23 protein-coding genes are annotated in these 22263 nt (G+C 64.8%); 7 read left to right on the top strand and 16 right to left on the bottom strand.

Annotation, left to right across the window (positions count from 1 at the left end; all coding sequences use genetic code 11):
- Window positions 1-48: 48 nt before the first annotated feature.
- The 8 genes from phnE to AC0YKC_RS15730 all read right to left on the bottom strand — a co-directional run bounded on the left by phnE (window position 49) and on the right by AC0YKC_RS15730 (window position 7250).
- Entirely contained in the window at window positions 49-1002 is a 954-nt protein-coding gene (gene phnE / locus AC0YKC_RS15765; RefSeq protein WP_434724060.1) for a phosphonate ABC transporter, permease protein PhnE, read from the bottom strand.
- 56 nt (window positions 1003-1058) lie between these two features.
- The gene (gene phnD, locus AC0YKC_RS15760; protein WP_488511689.1) at window positions 1059-1967 is read right to left on the bottom strand and encodes a phosphonate ABC transporter substrate-binding protein; all 909 of its coding nucleotides are present in this window, start codon (window positions 1965-1967) and stop codon (window positions 1059-1061) included.
- Between the two features lie 139 nt (window positions 1968-2106).
- Window positions 2107-2964 carry a phosphonate ABC transporter ATP-binding protein gene (gene phnC / locus AC0YKC_RS15755; RefSeq protein ID WP_434724058.1) on the bottom strand — a complete coding sequence of 286 codons (858 nt, stop codon included), beginning with the start codon at window positions 2962-2964 and terminating at the stop codon, window positions 2107-2109.
- Window positions 2965-3080: 116 nt separating this feature from the next.
- Window positions 3081-3791 (bottom strand): DUF1868 domain-containing protein, encoded by a 711-nt coding sequence (locus tag AC0YKC_RS15750; protein WP_488511688.1) that lies wholly within the window; start codon window positions 3789-3791, stop codon window positions 3081-3083.
- Window positions 3792-3924: 133 nt separating this feature from the next.
- Entirely contained in the window at window positions 3925-4542 is a 618-nt protein-coding gene (locus AC0YKC_RS15745) for a DapH/DapD/GlmU-related protein (protein WP_320296948.1), read from the bottom strand.
- The gene (gene phnL / locus AC0YKC_RS15740; RefSeq protein WP_488511687.1) at window positions 4539-5246 is read right to left on the bottom strand and encodes a phosphonate C-P lyase system protein PhnL; all 708 of its coding nucleotides are present in this window, start codon (window positions 5244-5246) and stop codon (window positions 4539-4541) included. The genes AC0YKC_RS15745 and phnL overlap by 4 nt, the downstream gene beginning before the upstream one ends.
- Window positions 5247-5562: 316 nt before the next feature.
- Window positions 5563-6339: a phosphonate C-P lyase system protein PhnK gene (gene phnK, locus AC0YKC_RS15735; protein ID WP_488511686.1), complete on the bottom strand. Its 777-nt coding sequence runs from the start codon at window positions 6337-6339 to the stop codon at window positions 5563-5565.
- On the bottom strand, window positions 6336-7250 hold the full coding sequence (locus AC0YKC_RS15730) for an alpha-D-ribose 1-methylphosphonate 5-phosphate C-P-lyase PhnJ (RefSeq protein ID WP_488511685.1): 915 nt from the start codon (window positions 7248-7250) through the stop codon (window positions 6336-6338). The genes phnK and AC0YKC_RS15730 overlap by 4 nt, the downstream gene beginning before the upstream one ends.
- Window positions 7251-7309: 59 nt before the next feature.
- On the opposite strand from AC0YKC_RS15730, the gene AC0YKC_RS15725 reads away from it, so the two are divergent.
- Window positions 7310-7483, top strand: coding sequence for a hypothetical protein (locus AC0YKC_RS15725; RefSeq protein WP_320296944.1), 174 nt, complete (start codon window positions 7310-7312; stop codon window positions 7481-7483).
- 2 nt (window positions 7484-7485) lie between these two features.
- On the opposite strand, the gene AC0YKC_RS15720 is transcribed toward AC0YKC_RS15725, so the two are convergent.
- The 3 genes from AC0YKC_RS15720 to phnG are packed head-to-tail and all read right to left on the bottom strand — an operon-like array spanning window position 7486 to window position 9675.
- On the bottom strand, window positions 7486-8601 hold the full coding sequence (locus tag AC0YKC_RS15720; protein WP_488511684.1) for a carbon-phosphorus lyase complex subunit: 1116 nt from the start codon (window positions 8599-8601) through the stop codon (window positions 7486-7488).
- Window position 8602: 1 nt separating this feature from the next.
- Window positions 8603-9214 (bottom strand): phosphonate C-P lyase system protein PhnH, encoded by a 612-nt coding sequence (gene phnH / locus AC0YKC_RS15715; protein WP_488511683.1) that lies wholly within the window; start codon window positions 9212-9214, stop codon window positions 8603-8605.
- Window positions 9214-9675, bottom strand: coding sequence for a phosphonate C-P lyase system protein PhnG (phnG, locus tag AC0YKC_RS15710; protein WP_434724051.1), 462 nt, complete (start codon window positions 9673-9675; stop codon window positions 9214-9216). The genes phnH and phnG overlap by 1 nt, the downstream gene beginning before the upstream one ends.
- A gap of 126 nt (window positions 9676-9801) precedes the next feature.
- Here phnG and phnF point away from each other — a divergent pair, with 126 nt between their 5' ends.
- Window positions 9802-10548 (top strand): phosphonate metabolism transcriptional regulator PhnF, encoded by a 747-nt coding sequence (gene phnF / locus AC0YKC_RS15705; protein WP_488511682.1) that lies wholly within the window; start codon window positions 9802-9804, stop codon window positions 10546-10548.
- 288 nt (window positions 10549-10836) lie between these two features.
- Here the strand turns inward: phnF and AC0YKC_RS15700 are convergent, their stop codons facing one another.
- The 5 genes from AC0YKC_RS15700 to AC0YKC_RS15680 all read right to left on the bottom strand — a co-directional run bounded on the left by AC0YKC_RS15700 (window position 10837) and on the right by AC0YKC_RS15680 (window position 17438).
- A complete protein-coding gene (locus AC0YKC_RS15700; protein WP_488511681.1) occupies window positions 10837-11853 on the bottom strand; it encodes a zinc-binding alcohol dehydrogenase family protein in 1017 nt (338 codons plus the stop codon).
- A gap of 64 nt (window positions 11854-11917) precedes the next feature.
- Entirely contained in the window at window positions 11918-12883 is a 966-nt protein-coding gene (locus AC0YKC_RS15695) for an ABC transporter permease (RefSeq protein ID WP_320296938.1), read from the bottom strand.
- On the bottom strand, window positions 12880-14433 hold the full coding sequence (locus tag AC0YKC_RS15690; RefSeq protein WP_320296937.1) for a sugar ABC transporter ATP-binding protein: 1554 nt from the start codon (window positions 14431-14433) through the stop codon (window positions 12880-12882). The genes AC0YKC_RS15695 and AC0YKC_RS15690 overlap by 4 nt, the downstream gene beginning before the upstream one ends.
- A 156-nt stretch (window positions 14434-14589) precedes the next feature.
- On the bottom strand, window positions 14590-15585 hold the full coding sequence (locus AC0YKC_RS15685) for an ABC transporter substrate-binding protein (RefSeq protein WP_320296936.1): 996 nt from the start codon (window positions 15583-15585) through the stop codon (window positions 14590-14592).
- A 347-nt stretch (window positions 15586-15932) separates the two neighbouring features.
- On the bottom strand, window positions 15933-17438 hold the full coding sequence (locus AC0YKC_RS15680) for a UxaA family hydrolase (RefSeq protein ID WP_488511680.1): 1506 nt from the start codon (window positions 17436-17438) through the stop codon (window positions 15933-15935).
- 260 nt (window positions 17439-17698) lie between these two features.
- Here AC0YKC_RS15680 and AC0YKC_RS15675 point away from each other — a divergent pair, with 260 nt between their 5' ends.
- From AC0YKC_RS15675 to AC0YKC_RS15655, 5 genes are all read left to right on the top strand, one after another.
- Complete coding sequence (locus AC0YKC_RS15675; RefSeq protein ID WP_320296934.1) at window positions 17699-18601, top strand: GntR family transcriptional regulator; 903 nt, start codon at window positions 17699-17701, stop codon at window positions 18599-18601.
- Window positions 18602-18937: 336 nt separating this feature from the next.
- Window positions 18938-19285 carry a DUF2946 family protein gene (locus tag AC0YKC_RS15670; RefSeq protein WP_488511679.1) on the top strand — a complete coding sequence of 116 codons (348 nt, stop codon included), beginning with the start codon at window positions 18938-18940 and terminating at the stop codon, window positions 19283-19285.
- Window positions 19286-19373: 88 nt separating this feature from the next.
- Window positions 19374-19928 (top strand): copper chaperone PCu(A)C, encoded by a 555-nt coding sequence (locus AC0YKC_RS15665; RefSeq protein WP_488511678.1) that lies wholly within the window; start codon window positions 19374-19376, stop codon window positions 19926-19928.
- Between the two features lie 30 nt (window positions 19929-19958).
- A complete protein-coding gene (locus AC0YKC_RS15660) occupies window positions 19959-20477 on the top strand; it encodes a YcnI family copper-binding membrane protein (RefSeq protein ID WP_488511677.1) in 519 nt (172 codons plus the stop codon).
- 51 nt (window positions 20478-20528) lie between these two features.
- A complete protein-coding gene (locus AC0YKC_RS15655) occupies window positions 20529-22157 on the top strand; it encodes a copper resistance CopC/CopD family protein (RefSeq protein ID WP_488511676.1) in 1629 nt (542 codons plus the stop codon).
- Window positions 22158-22263: the final 106 nt, after the last annotated feature.

Genomic DNA, 22263 nt, shown 5'->3' with positions numbered 1-22263 from the left:
ACCGGCGTCCACTTTTCGCTAACGCGGTCCTTCGGTTCGGGATCATGGTCACGCGCTCATCAGGAAAGCCTGCTCGCCGACGAGCTTGCGGCGCAGCCAGGCGGAGAACTGGTCGACGAGGAAAATGGTGACGAAGAGCAGGAGCACCAGCGCCAGCGTCTTGGCGCCGAAGCCGCGCGAGATCGAAAGCTTCAGCTCCTCACCGATGCCGCCGCCGCCGACCGCGCCCATGATGGTCGAGATGCGCACGTTGATCTCGATCCGAAGCAGCGTGTAGGACATGAAATTGGGCAGCACCTGCGGCAGGTCGGCGAAGCGCACGCGCTCGAACCAGTTGGCGCCGACCGCGCGCAGGCCCTCCTCCGGGCGCATGTCGATGTTCTCATTGATCTCGTAGAACAGCTTGCCCAGCGCGCCGATCGAATGCAGGCCGATGGCGATGATGGCGGCGACCGGGCCGATCGAGACGATGGCCGCGAACAGGCCGGCGATGACGATCTCCGGGAAAGCGCGCAGCAATTCCATGAAACGCTTGACGACAAGCCGCAGGATCGGGTTCGGCGTCAGGTTGCGCGCGGCGATGAAGGAGAACGGAACGGCGAAGACGAAGCCGATGAAGGTGGAGACCAGCGCGACGTTCACCGTGGTCAGCATCAGCTCGAAATATTCGGGAATGTAGAGGCCGCCCCAGACATAGACGCGGCCGAGCGGGAAGTTGAATTCCTGCGTGCCCTTGTCGTTGGGCGAGGCGATGTCGAACAGCGCGCGCCAGACGTCGTTCCAGTCCTTCGGGACCAGCCAGCTCAGGAAATCCAGAAGATGCGGCAGCCGGTCGAAGAAATGGCCGGCATTGGCCTCGTCGGCGAACCACATGGTGGCGCACATGGCGATGAGCAGCAGACCGACGCCAAGCGCGGTGTAGAAGCGGCGCAACGAGGTCTGGCGCCGCCAGGCGTCCGCCTGTTGCTTTGTCGCGTCGGAATGGAGTGTCGCTGATGTCATGATGTGGACATGCAAAAAGGGCGGCGTTTCGAACGCCGCCCTTTTTCCTGTTGCCGTTAGCCGCCGATAGCGGCTTTGCGGGCCTCGACGATGACGCTGTAGAAGTCGGGCTTCACCGGGACATAGCCGGTGAAATCACCACCCTCGACGCCTTCGAAGCAGGCCTTGTCCTTGGCCGGCAGGGCGGTGAAGAACGCGGTGAGCTTGGCGGTCATGTCGTCGCCCAGCGCGGTGCGCACGACCAGCGGGCCATTCGGGATCAGGCCCGAGCGCCAGACTTCGACGAAGTCGTTCGGGTCGACGGCGCCCTTGGCGACTTCCTTGTGGAAGGTGCCGGAAGTGAAGCCGTTCTTGAAGTCGCCGATGCCGGAGGAATCGTCGACGGCCACGTCAACCTTGCCGTCGCGCACGGCGAGCACGTTGTTCTCATGGCCGCCGTTGAACTGGGTCGAGGCAAAGTAGGTCTCGTTCGAAGCACCGGTGTCCTTCGGAATCTGGGTCAGCGGGATCAGGTAACCCGAGGTCGAGTCCGGATCGGCGTAGCCGAGCTTCTTGCCCTTGGCCGACTTGATGTCGGTGATGCCGGAGGTCTTCAGCGCCAGGCCGATCGAATAATAGCCGGTCGAGCCGTCGGTCTGCTTGGTGGTGAGGATCGGGGTGACGGCCTTCGGGTCCTTGAGATAGACGCTGGCATAGCCGGAGGCACCGAGCTCGGCGAAGTCGAGCGTGCCGCCGAGCAGGCCCTGGATGACGCCGTCATAGTCGGCGGCCGGGAACAGCGACACCTTCTCGAAGCCGAATTCCGACTTCAGGTGGTCGGCGAGGCACTGGTAGTTGCGCAGGCGGTCGGTCTCGTTCTCGCCGCCGAGGATGCCGACGCGGAATTCCTTGATGTCAGCTGCGTGCGCGGCGCTTGTCGCCATGGCGAGCAGCGAAACCGCCCCAAAAACCATCTTCCTGAACATTTCGATCTCTCTCCTGTTGTTCCGGCTGCGCGCCGGCGGCGTTCTGATTTTTCAAGTCTTGCCGTTGACGCTGGCGGGCGATCCGGGTTGCTCTGCTGAAATCCACGACGCCCGGACTGGCTGCGGCCGGGCGGCGGAGTCAGTAGCCAGGGAAGGCTGGTTCGAGCGGTCCGGCGGATGCGGTGATCTTCGGCTTGATGGTCACGCTGGTCGACGTGATGGCCTCGGAGATCTCGGCGCCGCTGGCATCGGCGCCATAGACCGTGCGCACGGCGTTGCGGTCGAGGTCTTCCGGGGCGCCGTCGAAGACGACCTTGCCGGCGGCCATGCCGATGATGCGGGTGCAATAGGCGCGCGCGGTGTCCAGCGTGTGCAGATTGGTGACGACGGTGATGCCTTCGCGCAGGTTGATGTCGCGCAGCGAGTCCATCACCACCTTGGCGTTGAGCGGGTCGAGCGAGGCGATCGGCTCGTCGGCCAGAAGTACTTTCGGCTCTTGCATCATGGCGCGGGCTATCGCGACGCGCTGCTGCTGGCCGCCGGACAGCGTGCCGGCCGGCTGCAACGCGGTGCGGGCGATGTCGAGACGCTCGAGCGCGGCCACCGCCTCGGCGCACTCGGTGCGCGTGAACATGCCGAGCAGGTTGGAGACCGTCGAGCGGTGGTTGAGGCGGCCGAGCAGCACGTTGGTCAGCACGTCCAGACGCGGCACGAGGTTGAACTGCTGGAAGATCATGGCGCAGTCGCGCTGCCAGCGGCGCAACGGCGAACCCTGCAGGCTGGAGACCTCGGCGCCGTCAAAAAAAATCGACCCCTGGCTGGGATCGATGAGACGATTGATCATACGCAAAAGCGTCGACTTGCCGGCGCCCGAGCGGCCGATGATGCCGACCATCTGACCACGCGGGATCGAAATGTTGATGTCGCTGACAGCGGTATTCTTGCCAAATCGTCGGGTTACGCCGCGGATTTCGAGCGTGGCCGATGATGCTGACATACCAAAACTCCAGTCCGTCGCGCTTTTGCAGGTCTGTTGACCTTCGCTAGCGCAGGCCGATGAAGCTGCGGTGTCGGATTGATGTCAGTTTTGTTACGAGTCCCAGGCTTGGGGATTTAACCAAGCACAAGCAGTTCCTCGAAATGCTTCATGTCCTTGAAACTGCAGAAGGCCGGGGGCCTGAGCTCGATCACGGGAGCTTCGCGATCGAGGAACGACGGGCAGTCGTCGAACAGGTCCTGCCAGGCTGCCGCCTGTTCGTCGGCGAGACGGCGGATCTGGTAGGCGAAGGTGATGTGGAAGACATAAGTGTCGTGGTCCGGATGGCGGTAGCCGAACGGCACTGACAGCGCGTCGCGCCAGGCTTTCATCGCAAGCCGGTCTTCCTCTGTGGCGCCCGCAACCGTCAGGCCGGTCGGCACCACTTCGACAATTTTGACGCTGAACGCGCCGCGGCCTTCGAAACCCTGTAGGCGGTCGAGATAGAGCTGGGTCATGTCGTCGATGCTCGTATCGAGCGGCGCGTCGGACGGCCAGTAGGGAAGGCGCCGCCGATACTCGATGATGCCCTGGAACAGCGTCATGTGCAGGCTGGAGATCGGCGTGAAGGCGAGGCGATCCGCGTCGGGCATGGCGCGGACGCGCTCGCGCACCTCGATGATGGCAGCTTGCGAAGGCGAGCCTTCGACCAGATGGCAGACGACGGTGTTGCCGGGCTCGACGAGGAAGTTGCCAGCCGTGTCGTAACGGGTGCCGAGATGGGTGGGCGGCGTCGGATTGGTGCCTTCGAAAAACCCGGCGAGCGAAGGTCTGATCGTGTCGAGCATGGCGATCTCCTGGGGGAGATGGCGTCCTGTCCGAGTCATGTGTCAAGGGTATGAATGGTGAATGGTGAATGGTGAATGGTGGGAAGAAGAGCTTCGTTGCCATTCACTATTGACCATTCACCATTCACGATCTTCAGCCGCCATATTTCTCCAGAAACGCCTCGGCCTCCAGCTCGCGAAAATCATCCAGCGCGGCGCGCAGGCGGGCGTGGTCCCAATCCCACCATGCAAGCGCCTGGTAGCGCTCGGCGGTGCGGCGGTCGAAACGCTCGCGGATCGGCTTTGCCGGCACGCCGCCGACGATGGTGTAGGGCGCGACGTCTTTCGACACCACGGCGCCGGCGCCGACAGCCGCGCCGTCGCCGACGGTGACGCCGGGCAGGACGGTCGAGCCGTGGCCGAGCCAGGTGTCGTGGCCGATGATGACGCGCCTGGCGCGGCGCTGGGCAAAGAACTCGCTTTCATGCTCGGCGTCATCCCAATAGTCGGAGGCGCGGTAGGTGAAATGGTGCAGCGTCGGCCGCCAGGTCGGGTGGTTGGTGGCATTGAGGCGAACGCTCGCCGCGATGTTGGAGAACTTGCCGATGGTCGCGCACCACACGGCACAGTCCTGCATCATGTAGGAATAGTCGCCGAGCTCGCATTCGGCGACGCGGCAGCGCTCGGCGATTTCGGTCCAGCGGCCGAGGGTCGAGTTTTCGACCTGCGCCGTCGGATGGATCAGCGGCGCCTCCGAAAGTTTTTTGCTCATGCAGCGATCTTCCCTGCGGCAAAGGCAGTGACATCGATGACGCGGTCGGCGACGGCGTCGCGCACGTCGAGGTCGTGGAAGATGCCGAGCAGGGCAACGCCCGCCGCCTTCTTGGCCGCGATGAGCTCGACCACGACATCGCGGTTCTTCGCATCTAGCGAGGCGGTGGGCTCGTCAAGCAGCAGGATTGGATGCTCGGTGATGAAGCCGCGTGCGATGTTGACGCGCTGTTGCTCGCCGCCCGAGAAGGTCGCGGGCGGCAAGGCCCAGAGCTTTTCCGGCAGGTTGAGCTGTGCGAGCAAGGCTCGCGCTTTCATCCGCGCGCTTTCCCTGTCCTCGCCGCGCTCGACCAGCGGCTCGGCGACGACGTCGAGCGCGGAAACGCGCGGCACGGTGCGCAGGAACTGGCTGACATAGCCGATGGTGTGGCGGCGCACGGAAAGCACGGTGCGCGGGCTGGCGGAGGCGAGGTCGATCAACCCGCCGCCATGCTGGACGATGATCTGGCCTTCATCGACGGCGTAGTTGCCGTAGAGCATCTTCAGGATCGAGCTTTTTCCCGCGCCCGACGGGCCGCCGAGCACGGCGCATTCGCCGGCGCGGATCGAGAAGGAGACACCCGTCACCACCGGCAGCGTCACGCCGTCGCGCAGATGCATGGTGAAGCTTTTGGCGACATCGGAAACGACGAGAGGGGTGGGCATTAGAAGGTGCTCCGGTTGTCGTGTGTCGGCGGGAGGGTACAGCCCTTTCTCCCCGTCACTATACGGGGAGAAATGTCCGGCAGGACAATGAGGGGCAGCGCCGGAGCCCGGCTGAGGAGTCGCTCTGCGCAAACCGAAGCTAACGGGGCGAGGTTGGCGTCCACGGCGCGCCTTCTCGCCAAGTCAGCGCCGCCCCTCATCGCCCTGCCGGGCACTTCTCCCCGTATAGTGACGGGGAGAAGGGGCTGTGTCGGGCGGTTTCGCCAATCGCCAAAGTTCAATGAATAGCCTGAAAGAGGGTGACCCGGCGCCATCATCACACCTGCAAAATCGAGGAAACAAGCAACTGCGTGTAAGGCGCGCGCGGATCGTCGAGCACGCGGTCGGTGAGGCCGCTTTCGACGACGCGGCCGTCCTTCATCACCATCATGCGCTGCGACAGCAACCGCGCCACGGCGAGGTCGTGGGTGACGACGATCGCGGCAAGGCCGAGATCGGTGACCAGCCCGCGCAACAGATCGAGCAGGCGGGCCTGGACCGAGACGTCGAGGCCGCCGGTCGGCTCGTCCATGAACACCAGCCGCGGGCCGGTGACCAGGTTGCGGGCGATCTGCAGGCGCTGGCGCATACCGCCGGAAAAGGCGCGCGGCTCGTCGTCGATGCGGTCCTCGTCGATCTCGACACGCGACAGCCAGTCGACGGCGGTGGCGCGGATTTTGCCGTAGTGGCGGTCGCCGACCGCCATCAGCCGTTCACCGACATTGGCGCCGGCCGATACCGTCATGCGCAGTCCGTCCGCCGGGTTCTGATGGACGAAACCCCAGTCGGTGCGCATCAGGAAGCGGCGCTCGGCCTCGCTCATGCGGTAGAGCTCGCGCCACTGGCCGTCGCGCGTGCGGTAGCTGGCCGTGCCGGACGAAGGCAGCAGCCGGGTCGACAGGCAGTTGAGCAGCGTCGTCTTGCCGGAGCCGGACTCGCCGACCACCGCCAGCACCTCGCCCGGCCAGAGGTCGAAGGAGACATTCTCGCAGCCGACGCGCGAGCCGTAGAACTTGGACAGCGCGGAGACGCGCAGCAGCGGTTCGTCGCTCATTTAGCCGGCTCCGTTTTCTCGGCGGGGTGGGTCTTGGGGGCAAGATGGGTCTCGGGGGCAAGGTGACCGTGATGGCCATCGTCGCGCCGCTTCTCGCAGTGGTCGGTGTCCGAGCAGACGAACATGTGGCCGCCATGGTCGTCGAGGATGACCTCGTCGAGATAGACATTTTCTGCGCCGCACAGCGCGCAGGGCTGGTCGAAGGTCTGCACCTCGAAAGGATGATCCTCGAAATCGAGGCTCACCACATCGGTGAAGGGCGGCACCGCATAGATGCGCTTCTCGCGGCCGGCGCCGAACAGCTGCAGGGCAGGCGAGCGGTGCATCTTCGGATTGTCGAATTTGGGCGTCGGCGAGGGGTCCATCACATAGCGGCCCTCGACCTTGACCGGATAGGCGTAGGTGGTGGCGATGCGGCCGTGCTTGGCGATGTCCTCGTAGAGCTTCACATGCATGAGGCCGTATTCCTCCAGCGCATGCATTTTTCGCGTTTCGGTCTCGCGCGGCTCGAGGAAGCGCAGCGGCTCGGGGATCGGCACCTGGAAGACCAGCACCTGGCCCGCCGTCAGCGGATGCTCGGGGATACGGTGGCGGGTCTGGATGATGGTCGCCGTCGCGGTTTCGGTGGTCACGGCGACCTTGGCGACCTTCTTGAAGAAGGCGCGGATCGAGACGGCGTTGGTGGTGTCGTCGGCGCCCTGGTCGATGACCTTCAGCACGTCAACCGGGCCGATGATCGAGGCGGTGACCTGGACGCCGCCGGTGCCCCAGCCGTAAGGCATAGGCATCTCGCGCGAGGCGAAAGGCACCTGGTAGCCGGGAATGGCGATGCCCTTCAGGATGGCGCGGCGGATCATCCTTTTGGTCTGCTCGTCGAGATAGGCGAAGTTGTAGGTGGCGATGTCGGTCATGGCGATCACGTCCGCTCTGTGCTATGGATTTGGCGCCAAAGAGGCGGGAGGGCGCCCGAATGGACTCTACCGGTTGGATGCATCTTGGCGTGCTGCTGCTGGTGTTTGCCGGCATCGTGGCCTTTGTGCTGTGGAAGATGGTTCTGCCCGCGCCAAAGGCGCCGCCACGCGGCGAGACCGTTGCCGGCGCGCGTGGCTATATCGGCCTGTGGTTCGGTGGCGGCGGACGTTAGGATCATTCCGCAGCCTCCCGCTTCTCCTCGGCGGCCTTGTCCTCGTTCTCCCGTGCCTCGTATTCGGCGCGCATGCGGCGAACCAGGCCTAGCTCGGCCTGGAAGTCGACATAATGCGGCAGCTTCAGGTGCTCGACGAAGCCGGTCGCCTGGACATTGTCGGAATGCGAGATGACGAATTCCTCGTCCTGCGCGGCGGCGACGACGTCTTCGCCGAGCTCGCCGGCGCGCAGCGCCCGGTCGCACAGCGCCATCGCCATCGCCTTGCGCTCGCTCTGGCCGAAGACAAGGCCGTAGCCGCGCGTGAACTGTGGCGGCGCCTTGGCCGAGCCCTTGAACTGGTTGACCATCTGGCATTCGGTGACGCGGATGGAGCCGAGCGGCACGGCGAAAGGCAGCTCGGGCACGTCCAGCTCCAGCGCGACCTCGCCGATGCGTACTTCGCCGACGAAGGGGTGGTTGCGGGCATAGCCGCGTTGCGTCGAATAGCCGAGCGCCAGCAGGAAGCCCTCGTCGCCGCGCGATAGCGCCTGCAGGCGGATGTCGCGTGCCATCGGGAATTGCAGCGGCTCGCGCGTGATGTCGCCGGGCACATGGTCCAGCGGCATGTCGCCGTCGGCCTCGATCAGCCCTTCATGGGCGAGGATCGCGGAGACGCGCGGCATGGCTTCGGCCTCGACGGGACGCTGCGCGGGCGTTTCGACCTCGGCGCCGGCGGCAAGCTCGGGATCGAGCAGCCGGTGGGTATAGTCGAAGGTCGGGCCGAGCACCTGTCCGCCCGGCAGGTCCTTGTACGTGGCCGATATGCGCCGTTCGAGCTGCATGGCGCCGGTATCGACCGGATTGGTGTAACCGAAGCGCGGCAGCGTGGTGCGGTAGGCGCGCACCAGGAAGATCGCCTCGATCATGTCGCCGCGCGCCTGGACGACGGCGAGTGCTGCCAGCTCGCGATCATAGAGCGAGCCTTCGCTCATCACGCGGTCGACGCCGAGCGCCAGCTGCTCGACGATCTGGTCGAGGCGCAGCGCCGGCACCGAGCGGTCGCCGCGGCGGCGATCGGCAAGCAGGCGGTGCGCATTGGCAATGGCGGCCTCGCCGCCTTTCACCGCGACATACATGTCATGCCTCCATCGACTTGATGCGGGTGGTGCGCGGCAGGCAGGCGAGGCTACCGGGCGCCGCCAGGATGATGTCGACGCCGCGCGGGAAACGCTGGTTGTTCTGCTTCCACTGCTCGACGAAATGGCGCGGCATGCCGGTCGGCGCGATCATCGCCGTCTTCTCGATGCCGGGGCCTTCGAGCAGCAGCGTCGGGCCGGAACCGAGATCGCTGGTGAGCAGGATCAGCGTCGTCGAGCGGTCGGGATATTCCTGCGTGCCCTGCGAGAAACCGTCGATCGCCGCCATCTCCTTCGGATTGGCGATAAAGGCGAAATGCGCGTCGGCCGGCGTGTTGGCCAAAGGCGCGCCGGTGTGAAAGCCGAGCCAGGCCTTGACCGAGGCCTCCGCCTGCAGCGCGTGGTCGAGCCAGACCGGCGTGTCGTTGTCGCAGAGTGCCAGCGCCACGGCGCCGGCAGTCGCCGACAAAGGCGCCGGCGGACGGGCGAGCTGCGGCAGCTCCTGGACGGTGCCGGGGCGCGCCATCGCATCCATAATGGCGCGGAACACGGCCTGGGCGTTGAAGACCGGCTCGGCGAAACCGCCGTCGATCGATTGCGTGGCGATGTTCATCAGTCCTCTCCGCGCACCATGGTGAAGAAATCCACTTTCGTTGCCGCCGTTTCGACGCGCTTTGTCTCGCGCGCCGCATCGAGCGCCGCGCGCAAGGGCGCGGCGAGCTTCGTCTCGACCGCTTCGCGATGTGCCGGGTCCTGCCAGAGCGCGTCGGCGATCGCCGCCAGCTTTGCTTTTCCCTTGTCGCGGCCGAGCGCATAGGAATGGCCGACCTGGCCGGAGGGCAGCCGCACCGTGGCGCGGGTGACCGTCGCCTCGCCGACATTGAACGGCGCGCCGCCGCCGCCGATCCGCCCGCGCACCGTCACCAGACCGGTCTCCGGACCGCGCAAAAGCTCCGCCTCAGAAGGCAGGCCCGCTTCGCTCCACAGACGGGCGATCTCATCGGCCGCGGCATGCGCCAGCGTCGCCATCAAGGCCTTTCGCCCGGCCTGCTCGCGCGCTTCCTGTCCTCGCATGGCATCGCTCCTTGCATGCATAAATTTGTCTATTGATATAGACAACTATACAAATTATACTCACCTCGTAACGGGAGTCCATGACGGGTGGATGACAAGGGCGGGAAAAATGCTTGGGGGCGATAGGTGACTGGACTGGCGGCTAGTATCGAAAGGCGCAACGGCGTGTCGCTGTGGCGGCAGATCGCCGACAAGATATTGCAGGGGATCGCAAGCGGCGATTTCGCCGAGAATGCGGCGCTGCCGCCCGAAGTCGCGCTGGCTGAACGTTATGGCGTCAACCGCCACACCGTGCGCAGCGCCATCGCAGCACTTGTGCAGGAAGGCGTGCTGAAGGCCGAGCAGGGACGCGGCACCTTTGTCTTGTCGCGCAAGCGGCTGTCCTATCCGATCGGTGCGCGCACGCGCTTCTCGACCGGGCTGCAGGGGCAGACGAGCGAGCGGCACATCGCGCTCTTGTCATCATCCACGGAGCCGGCCAGCCGGCGCATCGCCGAGGCGCTGGGCATCGCCAAGGGCGCGGCCGTCATTTGCCTGGAGACGCGTGGCGAGGCCGATGGTCATCCAGTATCGCGCGCGACGACCTGGTTCGACGCCCAGCGCTTCGCCGGCATCGAGGACGCAATGGCGGAAACGGGATCGATCACCGCCTCGCTCAAGCGTTTCGGCATCAACGATTATCTGCGGCAATCGACCGTGCTGTCGGCACGTCATGCCGATGCCGACGACCTTGCAGCGCTCGATCTGCAGCCGGGCGCCATCGTGCTGGTCACCGTCGCCGTCAACGTCACGCTCGATGGCCAGCCGATCCAGTTCGCGGAGTCGCGCTTTCCCGCGGAGCGGGTGGAGCTGAGGCTGTCGGCCGGCGATTAGTCCTCCGACTTCATTCCGGGCGATAACCCCAGCGGTCGTCATCCACGGGCGGAGCGACGCGAAGCGGAGCGCAGACCCGGGGATTCATTCCGTTATCTTAATCGTAGAGCGCAGCGGAGCAGAATTCTGGATCGTCGCAACGCGTTGGCGTCACGGAATGGGTCCTCGGGTCTGCGCGCGTCGCTTCGCTCCTTGCTCCGCCCGCGGATGACGAGGGACAAACGCTTCGGCCAATCGCCAATGCCGCGATTTGCCAGGAATCCAGAGCCGAGATCTCCGTGCCGGCGCTCAGCCGACCTCGATAACCGCCTTGATCAGCCCCGATTTCTCATGCGTCCATCTGGCGAGGTCGCGCGGCGTTCCGTCGAGCGTCGTGCGATGGGTGACGAGCTTGTTCAACGGCACGGAGCCGTTGCGGATCGAGGCCGCGACATGGTCGAAATCGGCTTTCAGCGCGTTGCGGCTGCCGACCAGCGTCATCTCGCGCTTGTGGAATTCGGGGTCGGAGAAGGTGATGTCGTCCTTGACGACGCTGACCAGCACCAGCGTGCCGCCATGCGCGACATGGGCGAAGGCCGACTGCACCGATTGGGTGTTGCCGGTCGCGTCGAACACAAGGTCGAATCCTTCGCCGCCGGTTGCCTGCCGCACCAGGTCGGCGGCCGCCGCTTTCGAGCTGTCCAGCGGGGCAAAGCCGAGTTCCTTTTCGGCGAAGCCGAGACGTTCAGCGCTCATGTCGAGCAGGCTGACATCCAGCCCGGCGATGCGCGCGAAGATCGCCGTGCCAAGGCCGATTGGGCCGGCCCCGATGACCAGCGTGCGCTGGCCGGACTGACCGAGCGAGCGGCGCACCGCATGCGCGCCAATGGCCAGGAATTCCACCGCCGCGGCGTCGGCCAGCGACAGGCCGTTCGTCGGGTAGAGGTTTTGCGCCGGCACCAGGATCTCGTCGCACATGGCGCCGTCGCGATGCACGCCCAGCACCTCGATCTTCACGCAGCAATTCGGTTTGCCGTGCCGGCAGGCGATGCATTTGCCGCATGAAAGATAGGGGTTGATGATCACCGGCTCGCCGACCGCGAGATCGACGCCTTCGCCCTTCTCGACGATGGTGCCGGAAACCTCATGGCCCATGATGCGCGGATAGGCCAGGAAGGGGTGCTTGCCTTCGAAGATGTGGTAGTCGGTGCCGCAGATGCCGACATGGCTGACCGCGACGCGCGCCCAGCCGGGCGGCGGCGTAGCTGGGGCGGCGCGGTCTTCGAGGACAAGCTCGCCGGGCGAGCGGCAGACAACGGCTTTCATGGGCAATCCAAAAAAGAGCGCCGGCCTCGGTCGAACCGGGCCGGCGCGGAGTTTCAGGGAGGATTCATTTGCCGCGACGGCGCAGACCGTCGAAGTAGACGATGACGATGATCAGCACGCCGGTGATGATGCGCTGCCAGAAGGCGTTGACGTTGAGCAGGTTGGCGCCGTTGTTGATGGTGGCGAGGATGAAAGCGCCGAGCAGCGGCCCGTGCACCGACCCGACCGCGCCGAAGAGCGAGGTGCCGCCGATCACCGACGAGGCGATCGCCTGCAACTCCCAACCTTCGGCCTGGGTCGGATTGCCGATGCCGATGCGGGATGCCAGCAGGACGCCGACGAAGGCCGCGCACAGGCCGGACAGCGTATAGGCCATATAGATGGTGCGCTGCACGTTGACGCCGGATAGACGCGACGCCTCGGCATTGGAGCCGACCGAGAACAGATAGCGGCCCCATCGGCTGTGATGCAGGAAGATGTAGGCCGGGATGCCGACAAGGATCACCATCCAGAACAAATTGGGGACGCCGACGAAGGAATTGCGCGAGAACTCCTGGAAGGCGTCGTTGTTGATCGAGATGGAATTGCCGTTGGTCATCAGCAGTCCGATGCCGCGCAGCGATGTCAGCGTCGCCAGAGTGATGATGAAGGGCGGCAGGCCCATCTTGACGATGCCGAAACCGTGGAACAGGCCGATGGCGACGCCGACCAGAAGCGTGATCAGGATAGCGGCGAAGACCGGCACGCCGGCATTGATCAGCATTGCGGCGATGACGGTGGAGAAGCCGACCACCGCGCCGACGGAAAGATCGATGCCGCCGGTGATGATGACGAAGGTCTGGCCGACTGCGAGGATGGCGATCATCGAACCCTGGCGCAGCAGATTCGAAATGTTGTTGGCCGAGGCGAAGCTCGACGTCGCGACCGACAGGATGACCCACAGGAGAACCAGCAGCGCCAGCAGCGTCAGCCCGAACAGGGCGTTGTAGTTGCGCTTGGGTTTTTCGGCGGCGATGGCCTCGGTGCTCATGTTTGACCTCCCTGTTTTTCTTGTTTCTCGGCGAGCGCCTGCGTGAGAATTTCCTCGTGATCGGCAGTGCGGAAGCCATGCGTGGCGACCAGCTTGCCGCGCCGGAATACATGCAGCGTGTCGGCGAGCTCATAGACCTCGGGCAGATAGGACGAGATCAGGATGATGCCGGCGCCTTTCGACAAGAGCACGCTGAACAGCCGGTAAATCTCGGCCTTGGTGCCGACATCGACGCCCACTGTCGGCTCGTCGAAGATGAACAGCTTGGCGCCATGCGCCAGCCATTTGCCGATGACGATCTTCTGCTGGTTGCCGCCCGACAGGCTCGAGGCCAACGCATGGCGCGTCGGCGTCTTGATGCGCAGGTCGGCGATCTGGCGGTCGGCCTCGGCCTTCTCCTTGGCGCCGGAAATCAGAAGGTTGCTCGAAATGCGCTTGTAGATCGGCAGGTTGAGGTTCATGCCGACCGGCAAATTGAGGCACAGGCCCTGGTCGCGGCGGCTTTCGGGCGCCAGCGCCATGCCGAGCCGGATTGCGTCGTGCTCGGAATTGACCTGGACCTCTTTGCCTTGCCACAGTATCTGGCCGGCCGATTTCCTGTGGCGGCCGTAAAGCGTCGTGACGAACTCGCTGCGGCCGGCGCCGATCAGGCCGTAGAGGCCGACGATCTCGCCCGCGCGGACAGTCAGAGAAACATTCTCGAAGCCTTTGCCGGAGAGGTTCTTCGTTTCGACGATCGCGGCACCAAGCGTGAAGTGCTCCTTGTGGTAGATCTGCTCGATCGAGCGGTTGATCATCAGCTTGACCAGCTCGGGCTCGTTGGTCTCGGCGATGTTGCGGGTGCCGACCAGGGTGCCGTCACGCAGAACGGAGACGCGGTCGGCGAGCTCGAACACTTCCTCCATGCGGTGGCTGATGTAGATGATGGTGACACCCTCGCCCTTCAGCCGGCGGATCAGCGTGAACAGCTGGTCGGCCTCCTTGCGGGTGAGGTAGGCGGTCGGCTCGTCGAAGATCAGGAATTTCGTGCCGCGCACGGTGGCGCGGGCGGCGGCGATCAGCTGCTGCTGGCCGATGGTGAGGTCGCCGAGAACGACATGCGCCGGCAGGTCGAAGCCGAGATCGTCGATGATCTTCTGTGCGTCCTTGACCATGGCGCGCTGCTGAAGGATGCCGAAGCGCGACTCCTCCTCGCCGAGGAACATGTTGGCGGCGACCGTGAGGTGGCGGCACAGCACCACCTCCTGGTGGACGGCGTTGATGCCGAGCGCCATCGCTTCATGAGGTGTTGCCAAAGCCGCCGGCTTGCCCTCCCAGACGACCTCGCCCGAGGTGCGCGGCATGACGCCGGTCAGAAGCTTGATGAGGGTGGACTTGCCGGCGCCGTTCTCGCCGACAATGGCGTGGATCTCGCCCGCCTTGAAGGCAAGGTGCACGGGCTTCAATGCGTGCGTGCCGGGATAGCGCTTTTCGAGGCCGTTGAGCTCGAGGATCGTCCTGCCAGGCTCCAGCGTGGGGTGCGGATGCAGTTCCTGCGCCGTCGACGTCATGACAATCCTCCCAGATTGATCTCAACTGTTGGATCCGCAGCGATGCGTCTTGATCGCGCACCTTGAACGCAAGCTAACGTAAGGCGTCGAATTTCCAAGCCGCCGCGGCGGATGTTTCCGGGGCGCGAAGCCCCGGAAACGACTGTCGTGAAGATCTCACTTGAGCTTCGGATTGAGCAGCGCGTCGATCTTCGGGTCCTTCATGTTGGCCTTGGTGACCAGGTTGGCGCCGGTGTCGACATTGGCCTCGACCTTCTCGCCCTTCGATGCGGCGAGCGCGGTCTTGATGCCGTCATAGCCCATCCGGTACGGGTCCTGGACGACGAGGCCGGAGATGACGCCGTCATTGAGGAACTTGATCAGCTTCTCGTCGCTGTCGAAACCGATCAGGCCGACCTTGCCGGCAAGGTTGTTCTCGGCGATCGCCTGGCCGACGCCCTGCGCCATGATCAGGTTGGAGGCGAATATGCCCTTCAGATCCGGATTGGCGGTGATCAGGTCGGTCGCGATGTTGAGACCGGTGGTCGCCTGGCCGTCGGCGTATTTGTCGGCAACGAGCTCGAGACCCGGATACTTGGCCTTGAGCTGTTCCTTGAAGCCCTGGGCGCGTTGCTCGAGCGAGCCGGCGCCCGGGAGCGCGGTGATCAGGGCAACCTTGCCCTCGACCTTACCGCCATTGGCGGCGCCGATCGCGGCGGCCAGACCGTCAGCCGCGACGCGGCCGCCCTGGACGTTGTCGGTGGTGAGGAAGGAGGTGAAGGCCTTGGAGTCGGCGCTGGAATCGATGCCGATGACCTTGACCTTGGATGCGGCCTCGTCGATCGGCTTGCCGAGCGCCTTGGCCTCGGTCGGCGCGATGACGACCGCGGCCGGATTGCCGGCGACGGCGTTTTCGAGGATCGAGATCTGGCCGTTCACGTCGGTCTCCGCCTGCGCGCCCAGTTCCGGCACGTTGACGCCGAGATCCTTGCCCGCCTTGCGGGCGCCGGCCAGGACGATCTGCCAGTAGAAGGAGGTTGTGTCCTTGACGATGATCGGAATGGTCACGTCGGCCGCCGAGGCAGGGGCGGAATGCAGCGTGCCGGCGAGCATCGATGCGGCGGCCAAGGCCACGAAGGCGCGGCGGTTGAGAAGGCTGGTCACGAATTTCATTAGGTTCCTCCCTAAAATCGCCTGGTGAAGGTTTACGGAAGCTCCATCTGGATAGGCGCGAGCCAAACAGAACTTTATCAATAAAAAACAGATGCCGTTTTTTGATAGTGCATCGCAGTGGCCGATGCAAGCGGTGTCTGGTGCCGTTTACGTGTTGCCGGATAGGGTTTGGTCGGCTTCAGCCGGCTTCCCCTCCCAGGCAGCATACGAGCGCGCTTCCGTTCCTCCCTTGAACATGGAACATTAATTCCATTATCCTGTCAATGTGGAATATTCATTCCCTAGCCAAATCGCAGGATCGGGAAGGTTGCCCCGGTCCCGTCGTCGGTGGCCGTGTTGTCCGTGATCTAGAGCGTCGCGCCGAGATGCCAGGGAACGAACTCGTTGTCGCCATAACCGAACGCCTCGCTCTTGGTCTTGCGGCCGGACGCCGTCTCGATGATCAGCTCGAAGAGCTCGCGGCCCATGCCGGCGATGGTCTTCTCGCCCGAGGCGATGACACCGCAATTGACGTCCATATCCTCTTCCATCTGGTGATACATGGTCGAATTGGTGGCGACCTTGATCGACGGCGTCGGCCGGCAACCGAAGCAGGAGCCGCGGCCGGTGGTGAAGACGATGACATTGGCGCCGCCGGCGACCTGGCCGGTGGCAGAGACCGGGTCGTAGCCGGGCGTGTCCATGAACACCAGGCCGCTGCCCGAAACCTTCTCGGCATAACCGAAGACGCCGTTGAGCGGCGTCTGGCCGCCCTTGGCGACCGCGCCCAGCGATTTCTCGAGGATCGTGGTCAGGCCGCCGCGCTTGTTGCCGGGCGATGGGTTGTTGTCGATCGAGGCGCCGTGCTTGGCGGTATGGTCCTCCCACCACTTCACGAAGCCGTCGAGCTTGGCGGCGATCTCGGGCGAGGCGGCGCGATAGGCAAGCAGATGCTCGGCGCCGTAGATCTCGGTCGTTTCCGACAGGATGCCGATGCCGCCGCAGCCGGCCAGGATATCGACGGCGGCGCCCAGCGCCGGATTTGCCGTGATGCCGGACATGCCGTCCGAGCCGCCGCATTGCAGGCCGACGACGATCTCCGAGACCGGTATCGGCTCGCGCTGCAGATGGCCGACCTCCTCGGCGATCTCGGCCAGCACGCCCATCGCCCGCGCGACGGATTTGCGCGAGCCGCCGGCTTCCTGGATGTTGAAATGGCGTTTTCCCGCCGCCACGCCCTTCTGACCATAAAGGGTGAGCTGGTTGACCTCGCAGCCCAGGCCCACCATCAGGATGCCGCCGAAATTCGGGTGGCGCGCATAGCCGGCCAAAGTGCGGTGCAGAACCATCATGCCGTCGCCGGTGGCGCTCATGCCGCAGCCCTGGCCGTGCACGATCGGCACGAAGCCGTCGATGCCGGGATATTTCGGCAGAAGCGTGCGGTTGGCTTCGTCCGCGATGGCATGGCAAACGGTCGACGAGCAATTGACGCTGGCGATGATGCCGATGAAGTTGCGCGTGCCGGCGCGGCCGTCGGCGCGGCGGTAGCCCATGAAGGTACGCTTGCGGTCGGCCTCGGTGGCGTGCTCTGCCTCGCTCGGCGGCACCACCGGCAAGCGGCCGCTCTCGAAAACCAGATTGTGCGAATGGACATGCTCGCCAGCCGCGATGGCCTGCGTGGCGCGGCCGATCGCCTGTGCGTATTTCACCACCGCTTCGCCCGCGGCGATCGGCTTGATCGCCACCTTGTGGCCAGGCTCGATCACGGCGGTCGCGGCGGCGCCGCCCGGCAAGGGCGATCCAATCTCGATACGCCCATTGGCGACGGCGACATTGTCGGAGGGTGAGAGAAGGATGGTGTTGGCAATGGTCACGGGCGGCTGTCCTGGGTGGATCCTGGGAAGGCGGGCGGATTGACTCGCGCCCGTTTAAAGGTAATGTCTTTTATCGGGAAAAAACATTTTTGCGTCAATTGTTTTTTCGTCGCGGACAGCGCGCGCCCTCTGGCGGCGCGGGTGTCCGTTTGGCAAGCCGGCGAAAACCTTTCCTGTTTTCGGAAGCTTGAGCTAGGAACGCACCATAATTGCGCCTCAAGTCGGCCGTCGCAAGCGCCGGCGAGGCAACGGGGCAGGGAATGTCGAAGAGCAACAACGTCTACAAGGACGCCTTCAACCGCTGTCTGCGGCTGCTCGATGAATCCAAAAGCCTGCCCTCCGAGCCCGAGCTCGGCACGTTGCTCGGCGTCAGCCGCACCACGGTGCGCAGCATCCTTACCCGCATGGAAGAGACCGGGCTGATCGCCTGGAACAAGCGCAGCAAGACGGTGCTCAGGGCGCCGCGGCCGGAGGATTTCTTCCCGGAGGAAGAGACCGACACGCTGGCCGAGATCATCGAGCGTTCCTTCATGCGACGGCTGCTTGCCAGTGGCGCCGAGGCCGGCATGCAGATCAACGAATTGGAACTGGCGCGCGAGATCGGCGTCGGCACCACCAGCGTGCGCGAGTTCCTGATCCGCTTCTCGCGCTTCGGCCTGATCGAGAAACGGCGCAACAGCCATTGGGTGCTGAAAGGTTTCACGCGCGCCTTCGCGCTCGAATTGACCGAGATACGCGAGATGTTCGAGCTGCGCTCGGCGGCGGCGTTTGTCGCGCTACCGCTGGAGAGCGCGGTCTGGGCCGATCTCGACGGGCTGGAGGTCGAGCATCGCCAGCTCGCCAGCGAGATCGCCACGCGCTTCAACGAATTCTCCGAGCTCGACGAGCGCCTCCACCGGCTGATCCACCGCGCCTCGCACAACCGCTTCATCGTCGACTTCTACGATGTCATCGCCATGATCTTCCACTACCACTATCAGTGGAACAAGGCCGAGGAGCGCCAGCGCAACGAGGTCGCGGTGCAGGAGCACCTCGCCTATATCGCGGCGCTCAAATCGCGCGATCCCGGCAAGGTGGACGCCGCCTGCCGCAAGCATTTGAAGTCGGCGCGCCAGACGCTGTTGAGCTCCATTCCCGAGGGACGGCAGGCGCAGCCCGCCTGAGGGTCTGTTGATATTCAGGTGATGCCGGCCTGCGAACGGCGGCTTCCTGCGCTTCCGGTGCTCCCGTACTTCAAGTACGCTCCGCTCCGGCCTTCGCCGGCCGAGGCCCTCATAAGGGTCTCCGCTCTAGGAAGGCTACGGCCGGCGTAGGCCGGTTCTCGGAAACCACCATTCTCGGCTCGGCCTGACCTGAATCTCAACAGACCCATAAAAACAGGCGCATCGCGCCGCGTTGCCGCAGCGCGGTTTTGCAGATTTTCCGGCCGCATCGTCCATGTTAGGGTCGATCAAGTTTCCGGGAGATTTGCATTGGATATCCGGCTGAAACGATGGAGCATGCCGGCCGCGTTCGTCGCGGCGCTGCTTCTGTTGCTTCAGTCCTCTCTCGGTGCGTTCGCCTTCGGCGCGTCTTCGCAGCTCGACGCCTTCGGCAATGTCATCTGCACGCATGAAGGCGCTGTAAAGCCCCCCGACGGCGATCCCCATCAGCAACACCTGCCGGCCTGCTGTTCGCTCGGCTGCAGCATGGTCTCGACGGCGCATCTACCGCCGCCGGAAGCGAATGCGCTTCACAGGGCGATGGCGTCCGAGACGTTCGCTTTTGCGGCCCCGGCCTTCCAGCATCTCGACTTCGCCCGCGATCGCTCGCCGGCCAATCCGCGCGCGCCGCCGGCAATCGGCTGATCCGCGGAACCTTTCGCGGCCTTGTCTATCCTATGATCAGACTGCTCGCGACCGCATTGCGGCGCGATTCCCTATCCATGGAGCAACCATGTCCAATCTTCTTCCCAAGGCGCGAGCCTTCGCCCTTCGCGGTCAGCCGCAGCTCGGCTTGCGGCAGCGTCTCGCCTTCGCCGCGCTTTTCGTTGTCCTTCTCTTGGCCTGCATTCCGGCCGCCATCGCGCATGAATTCAAGGTCGGCAATCTCGAGATCGAGCATCCCTGGTCGCGGGCGACGCCGCCGGGCGCCAAGGTGGCCGGCGGCTATTTCACCGTGACCAACAAGGGCAGCGTGCCGGACCGGCTGCTGTCGATTTCCTCCGAGATCTCCGACAAGGCCGAGCTGCATGAGATGGGCGTCAAGGACGGCGTCATGACCATGCGGCCGGTCGAGGGCGGGCTGGAGATCCCGGCCGGCGGCAAGATCGCGCTGAAGCCGGGCGCCTACCATTTGATGTTCACTGGCTTGAAGCGGCAGCCGAAGCAGGGCGAGAAATTCGCCGCGACGCTGACGTTCGAGAAGGCCGGCAGCGTCAAAGTCGAGTTTGCCGTCGAAGGCATGGGCGAAACCGGCAGTGGCGATATGGACATGGATCACGCCGAGTAATCCGCCAGTTCGAAATCAGAGGGACGATCCATGAGGAAGTATCTTTTGGCGGCGGGCGTGCTATGCGCGCTCGGGACCAATGCCGCGCTCGCCCACATCACGCTTGAAACGCAGGAAGCGGCTGTCGACTCCACCTATAAGGCGGTCCTGCGCGTGCCGCATGGCTGCGAGGGCAAGGCGACGACCGCCCTGCGCGTACAGATCCCCGAAGGCGTCATCGCGGTGAAGCCGATGCCCAAGCCCGGCTGGACACTGCAGACCAAGAAGGGCAGGTACGAGAAATCCTACCAGCTCTATGGCGAGACGCTGACCACCGGCGTGAAGGAAGTGGACTGGAGCGGCGGCAATTTGCCCGACGAGTTCTATGACGAGTTTGTCTTCCGCGCTTCGCTGGCGGCCGATCTACCAGCCGGCCAGATGCTCTATTTTCCGGTGGTCCAGGAATGCGGCGACGCGATCGATCGCTGGATCGAGATCCCGGCGACGGGCCAGGATGAGGACGCCTTGGAAACTCCAGCGCCCGGCATCAAATTGCTGCCGAAGAAATGATCTTTCGGTGGCGCTCCATCGGGGCGCGCCACCATTTCCTGTCATGACGGCATGAACGCAGCACAGCCTTCCTCGACGATCCACCTGCATACCGGCCCGCTTGCCTGGCTGGTGGCGGTGCTCATGGCGATGGCGGTATTGGCCATGCCTGGTCGCGCCCTTGCGCATGCGGCGCTGGTCGCGACCGATCCAGCCGACGGCGCGGTGCTGCCGCAAAGTCCCGCCAAATTCTCACTCACCTTCAGTGAGCCGGTCTCGCCGCTGGTCCTGACGCTCGTGCGGCCGGACGGCTCGCAGATTGCGCTGACATCCTTCCGTCTCAACGATCAGACCGTCGAGATCGACAATCCTGAAACGCTCAAATCCGGCACGCATGTGCTGAGCTGGCGAGTGGTGTCGGTCGACGGCCATCCGGTCGCCGGTTCGGCGCTGTTTTCCATAGGTGCGCCAAGTGCCGCGCCGGTGGCGGCCGAAGCCGTCGACTGGACGTTGCGCGCGGCGATCTGGGCAGCCAGGCTGTTTCTCTATGCCGGCCTCTTCCTCGGCGTCGGCGGCGCGTTCGCGCTTGCATGGCTGGCCGAGGACCGGCGTTGCGGCCAGCGCTTTGTCACCGCGGCGCTGCTTTTCGGTCTGGCCGGCGCACCGGTATCGCTCGGCCTGCAGGGATTGGATGGGCTCGGCGCGCCGCTCGCCCGGTTTGCGGCACCGGTTGTCTGGAAGACCGCGCTGGAGACGAGCTTCGTCTGGACGGTGCTGATAGGCGTGATCGCGCTTGGTCTCGCGCTGCTGTCGCTTGCCGGGCCGTCAGGTCTTCGCAAGCTGTCGGCAAGTGCTGCACTGCTCAGTGTCGGCGGCGCTCTCGCCGCGAGCGGCCACGCCAGCGCCGCCGAGCCGCAATGGCTGACGCGGCCGCTGGTGTTCCTGCATGGCGCCGCAATCGCCTTCTGGGCCGGTTCGCTGGCGCCGCTCGGCCTAGCGCTGCGGCAGCAACCCGCGGAAGCAAAAGCCTTTCTGCGGCGCTTCTCCCGCGCGATCCTGCCGGTCGTCATCGCGCTTGCCGCAAGCGGCATCATGCTGGCAATCATCCAGGTGCAGCAGCCGGCGGCGCTGGTCCATACGTCCTATGGCCGGCTGCTACTCTTGAAGCTGGCTCTGCTGCTCTTCCTGTTCACGCTTGCCGCGGTCAACCGCTGGACATTGACCGCGCCCGCCGAGGCAGGCGACACGGAGGTGCAGCGACGGCTGGCGCGCTCCATCCGCATCGAGGTTTTCATCGTGCTTGCCATCTTCGGCGTCGCCGCCGGCTGGCGCTTCACCCCGCCGCCGCGCGCGCTGGCGATCGCCGCCGCGCAACCGGTGTCGATCCACATCCACACGCTGAAGGCGATGGCCGATCTCAGCGTCATGCCCGGCCACGCGGGCGAGGTCGCCGCTTCGATAATGATCATGACCGGCGATTTCGGACCGCTGGACGCCAAGGCGGTGACGCTGGTGCTGTCGAAGCCGGATTCCGGCATCGAGCCGATCAAGCGGCCGGCGACAAAGCCCGGCGACGGCACCTGGCGCATCGATAATCTTGTCATCCCGATACCGGGCCGCTGGACAGCGCGGCTCGATATCCTCGTCTCGGACTTCGACATTGTGAAGATAGAGGCGCCGATCGATATTCGCGCTGAGTGATATTCAGGTGAGGCCGGCCTACGAACGGCGGTTTTTTGCGCTTCCGGTGCTCACGTACTTAAGTACGCTCCGCTCCGGTTCTCGAAACCCACCATTCTCGGCTCGG

The sequence above is a fragment of the Mesorhizobium sp. CNPSo 4661 genome (genome assembly GCF_057784215.1).
This window is presented reverse-complemented; position numbering and strand designations above follow the sequence as displayed.

Bases quoted from the DNA above. Each gene is read 5' to 3' on its own strand.
- phnE (WP_434724060.1), bottom strand. From the start codon at position 1,002: ATGACATCAGCGACACTCCATTCCGACGCGACAAAGCAACAGGCGGAC.
- phnD (WP_488511689.1), bottom strand. From the start codon at position 1,967: ATGTTCAGGAAGATGGTTTTTGGGGCGGTTTCGCTGCTCGCCATGGCG.
- phnC (WP_434724058.1), bottom strand. From the start codon at position 2,964: ATGTCAGCATCATCGGCCACGCTCGAAATCCGCGGCGTAACCCGACGA.
- AC0YKC_RS15750 (WP_488511688.1), bottom strand. From the start codon at position 3,791: ATGCTCGACACGATCAGACCTTCGCTCGCCGGGTTTTTCGAAGGCACC.
- AC0YKC_RS15745 (WP_320296948.1), bottom strand. From the start codon at position 4,542: ATGAGCAAAAAACTTTCGGAGGCGCCGCTGATCCATCCGACGGCGCAG.
- phnL (WP_488511687.1), bottom strand. From the start codon at position 5,246: ATGCCCACCCCTCTCGTCGTTTCCGATGTCGCCAAAAGCTTCACCATG.
- phnK (WP_488511686.1), bottom strand. From the start codon at position 6,339: ATGAGCGACGAACCGCTGCTGCGCGTCTCCGCGCTGTCCAAGTTCTAC.
- AC0YKC_RS15730 (WP_488511685.1), bottom strand. From the start codon at position 7,250: ATGACCGACATCGCCACCTACAACTTCGCCTATCTCGACGAGCAGACC.
- AC0YKC_RS15725 (WP_320296944.1), top strand. From the start codon at position 7,310: ATGGACTCTACCGGTTGGATGCATCTTGGCGTGCTGCTGCTGGTGTTT.
- AC0YKC_RS15720 (WP_488511684.1), bottom strand. From the start codon at position 8,601: ATGTATGTCGCGGTGAAAGGCGGCGAGGCCGCCATTGCCAATGCGCAC.
- phnH (WP_488511683.1), bottom strand. From the start codon at position 9,214: ATGAACATCGCCACGCAATCGATCGACGGCGGTTTCGCCGAGCCGGTC.
- phnG (WP_434724051.1), bottom strand. From the start codon at position 9,675: ATGCGAGGACAGGAAGCGCGCGAGCAGGCCGGGCGAAAGGCCTTGATG.
- AC0YKC_RS15700 (WP_488511681.1), bottom strand. From the start codon at position 11,853: ATGAAAGCCGTTGTCTGCCGCTCGCCCGGCGAGCTTGTCCTCGAAGAC.
- AC0YKC_RS15695 (WP_320296938.1), bottom strand. From the start codon at position 12,883: ATGAGCACCGAGGCCATCGCCGCCGAAAAACCCAAGCGCAACTACAAC.
- AC0YKC_RS15690 (WP_320296937.1), bottom strand. From the start codon at position 14,433: ATGACGTCGACGGCGCAGGAACTGCATCCGCACCCCACGCTGGAGCCT.
- AC0YKC_RS15685 (WP_320296936.1), bottom strand. From the start codon at position 15,585: ATGAAATTCGTGACCAGCCTTCTCAACCGCCGCGCCTTCGTGGCCTTG.
- AC0YKC_RS15675 (WP_320296934.1), top strand. From the start codon at position 17,699: ATGTCGAAGAGCAACAACGTCTACAAGGACGCCTTCAACCGCTGTCTG.
- AC0YKC_RS15670 (WP_488511679.1), top strand. From the start codon at position 18,938: ATGCCGGCCGCGTTCGTCGCGGCGCTGCTTCTGTTGCTTCAGTCCTCT.
- AC0YKC_RS15665 (WP_488511678.1), top strand. From the start codon at position 19,374: ATGTCCAATCTTCTTCCCAAGGCGCGAGCCTTCGCCCTTCGCGGTCAG.
- AC0YKC_RS15660 (WP_488511677.1), top strand. From the start codon at position 19,959: ATGAGGAAGTATCTTTTGGCGGCGGGCGTGCTATGCGCGCTCGGGACC.
- AC0YKC_RS15655 (WP_488511676.1), top strand. From the start codon at position 20,529: ATGAACGCAGCACAGCCTTCCTCGACGATCCACCTGCATACCGGCCCG.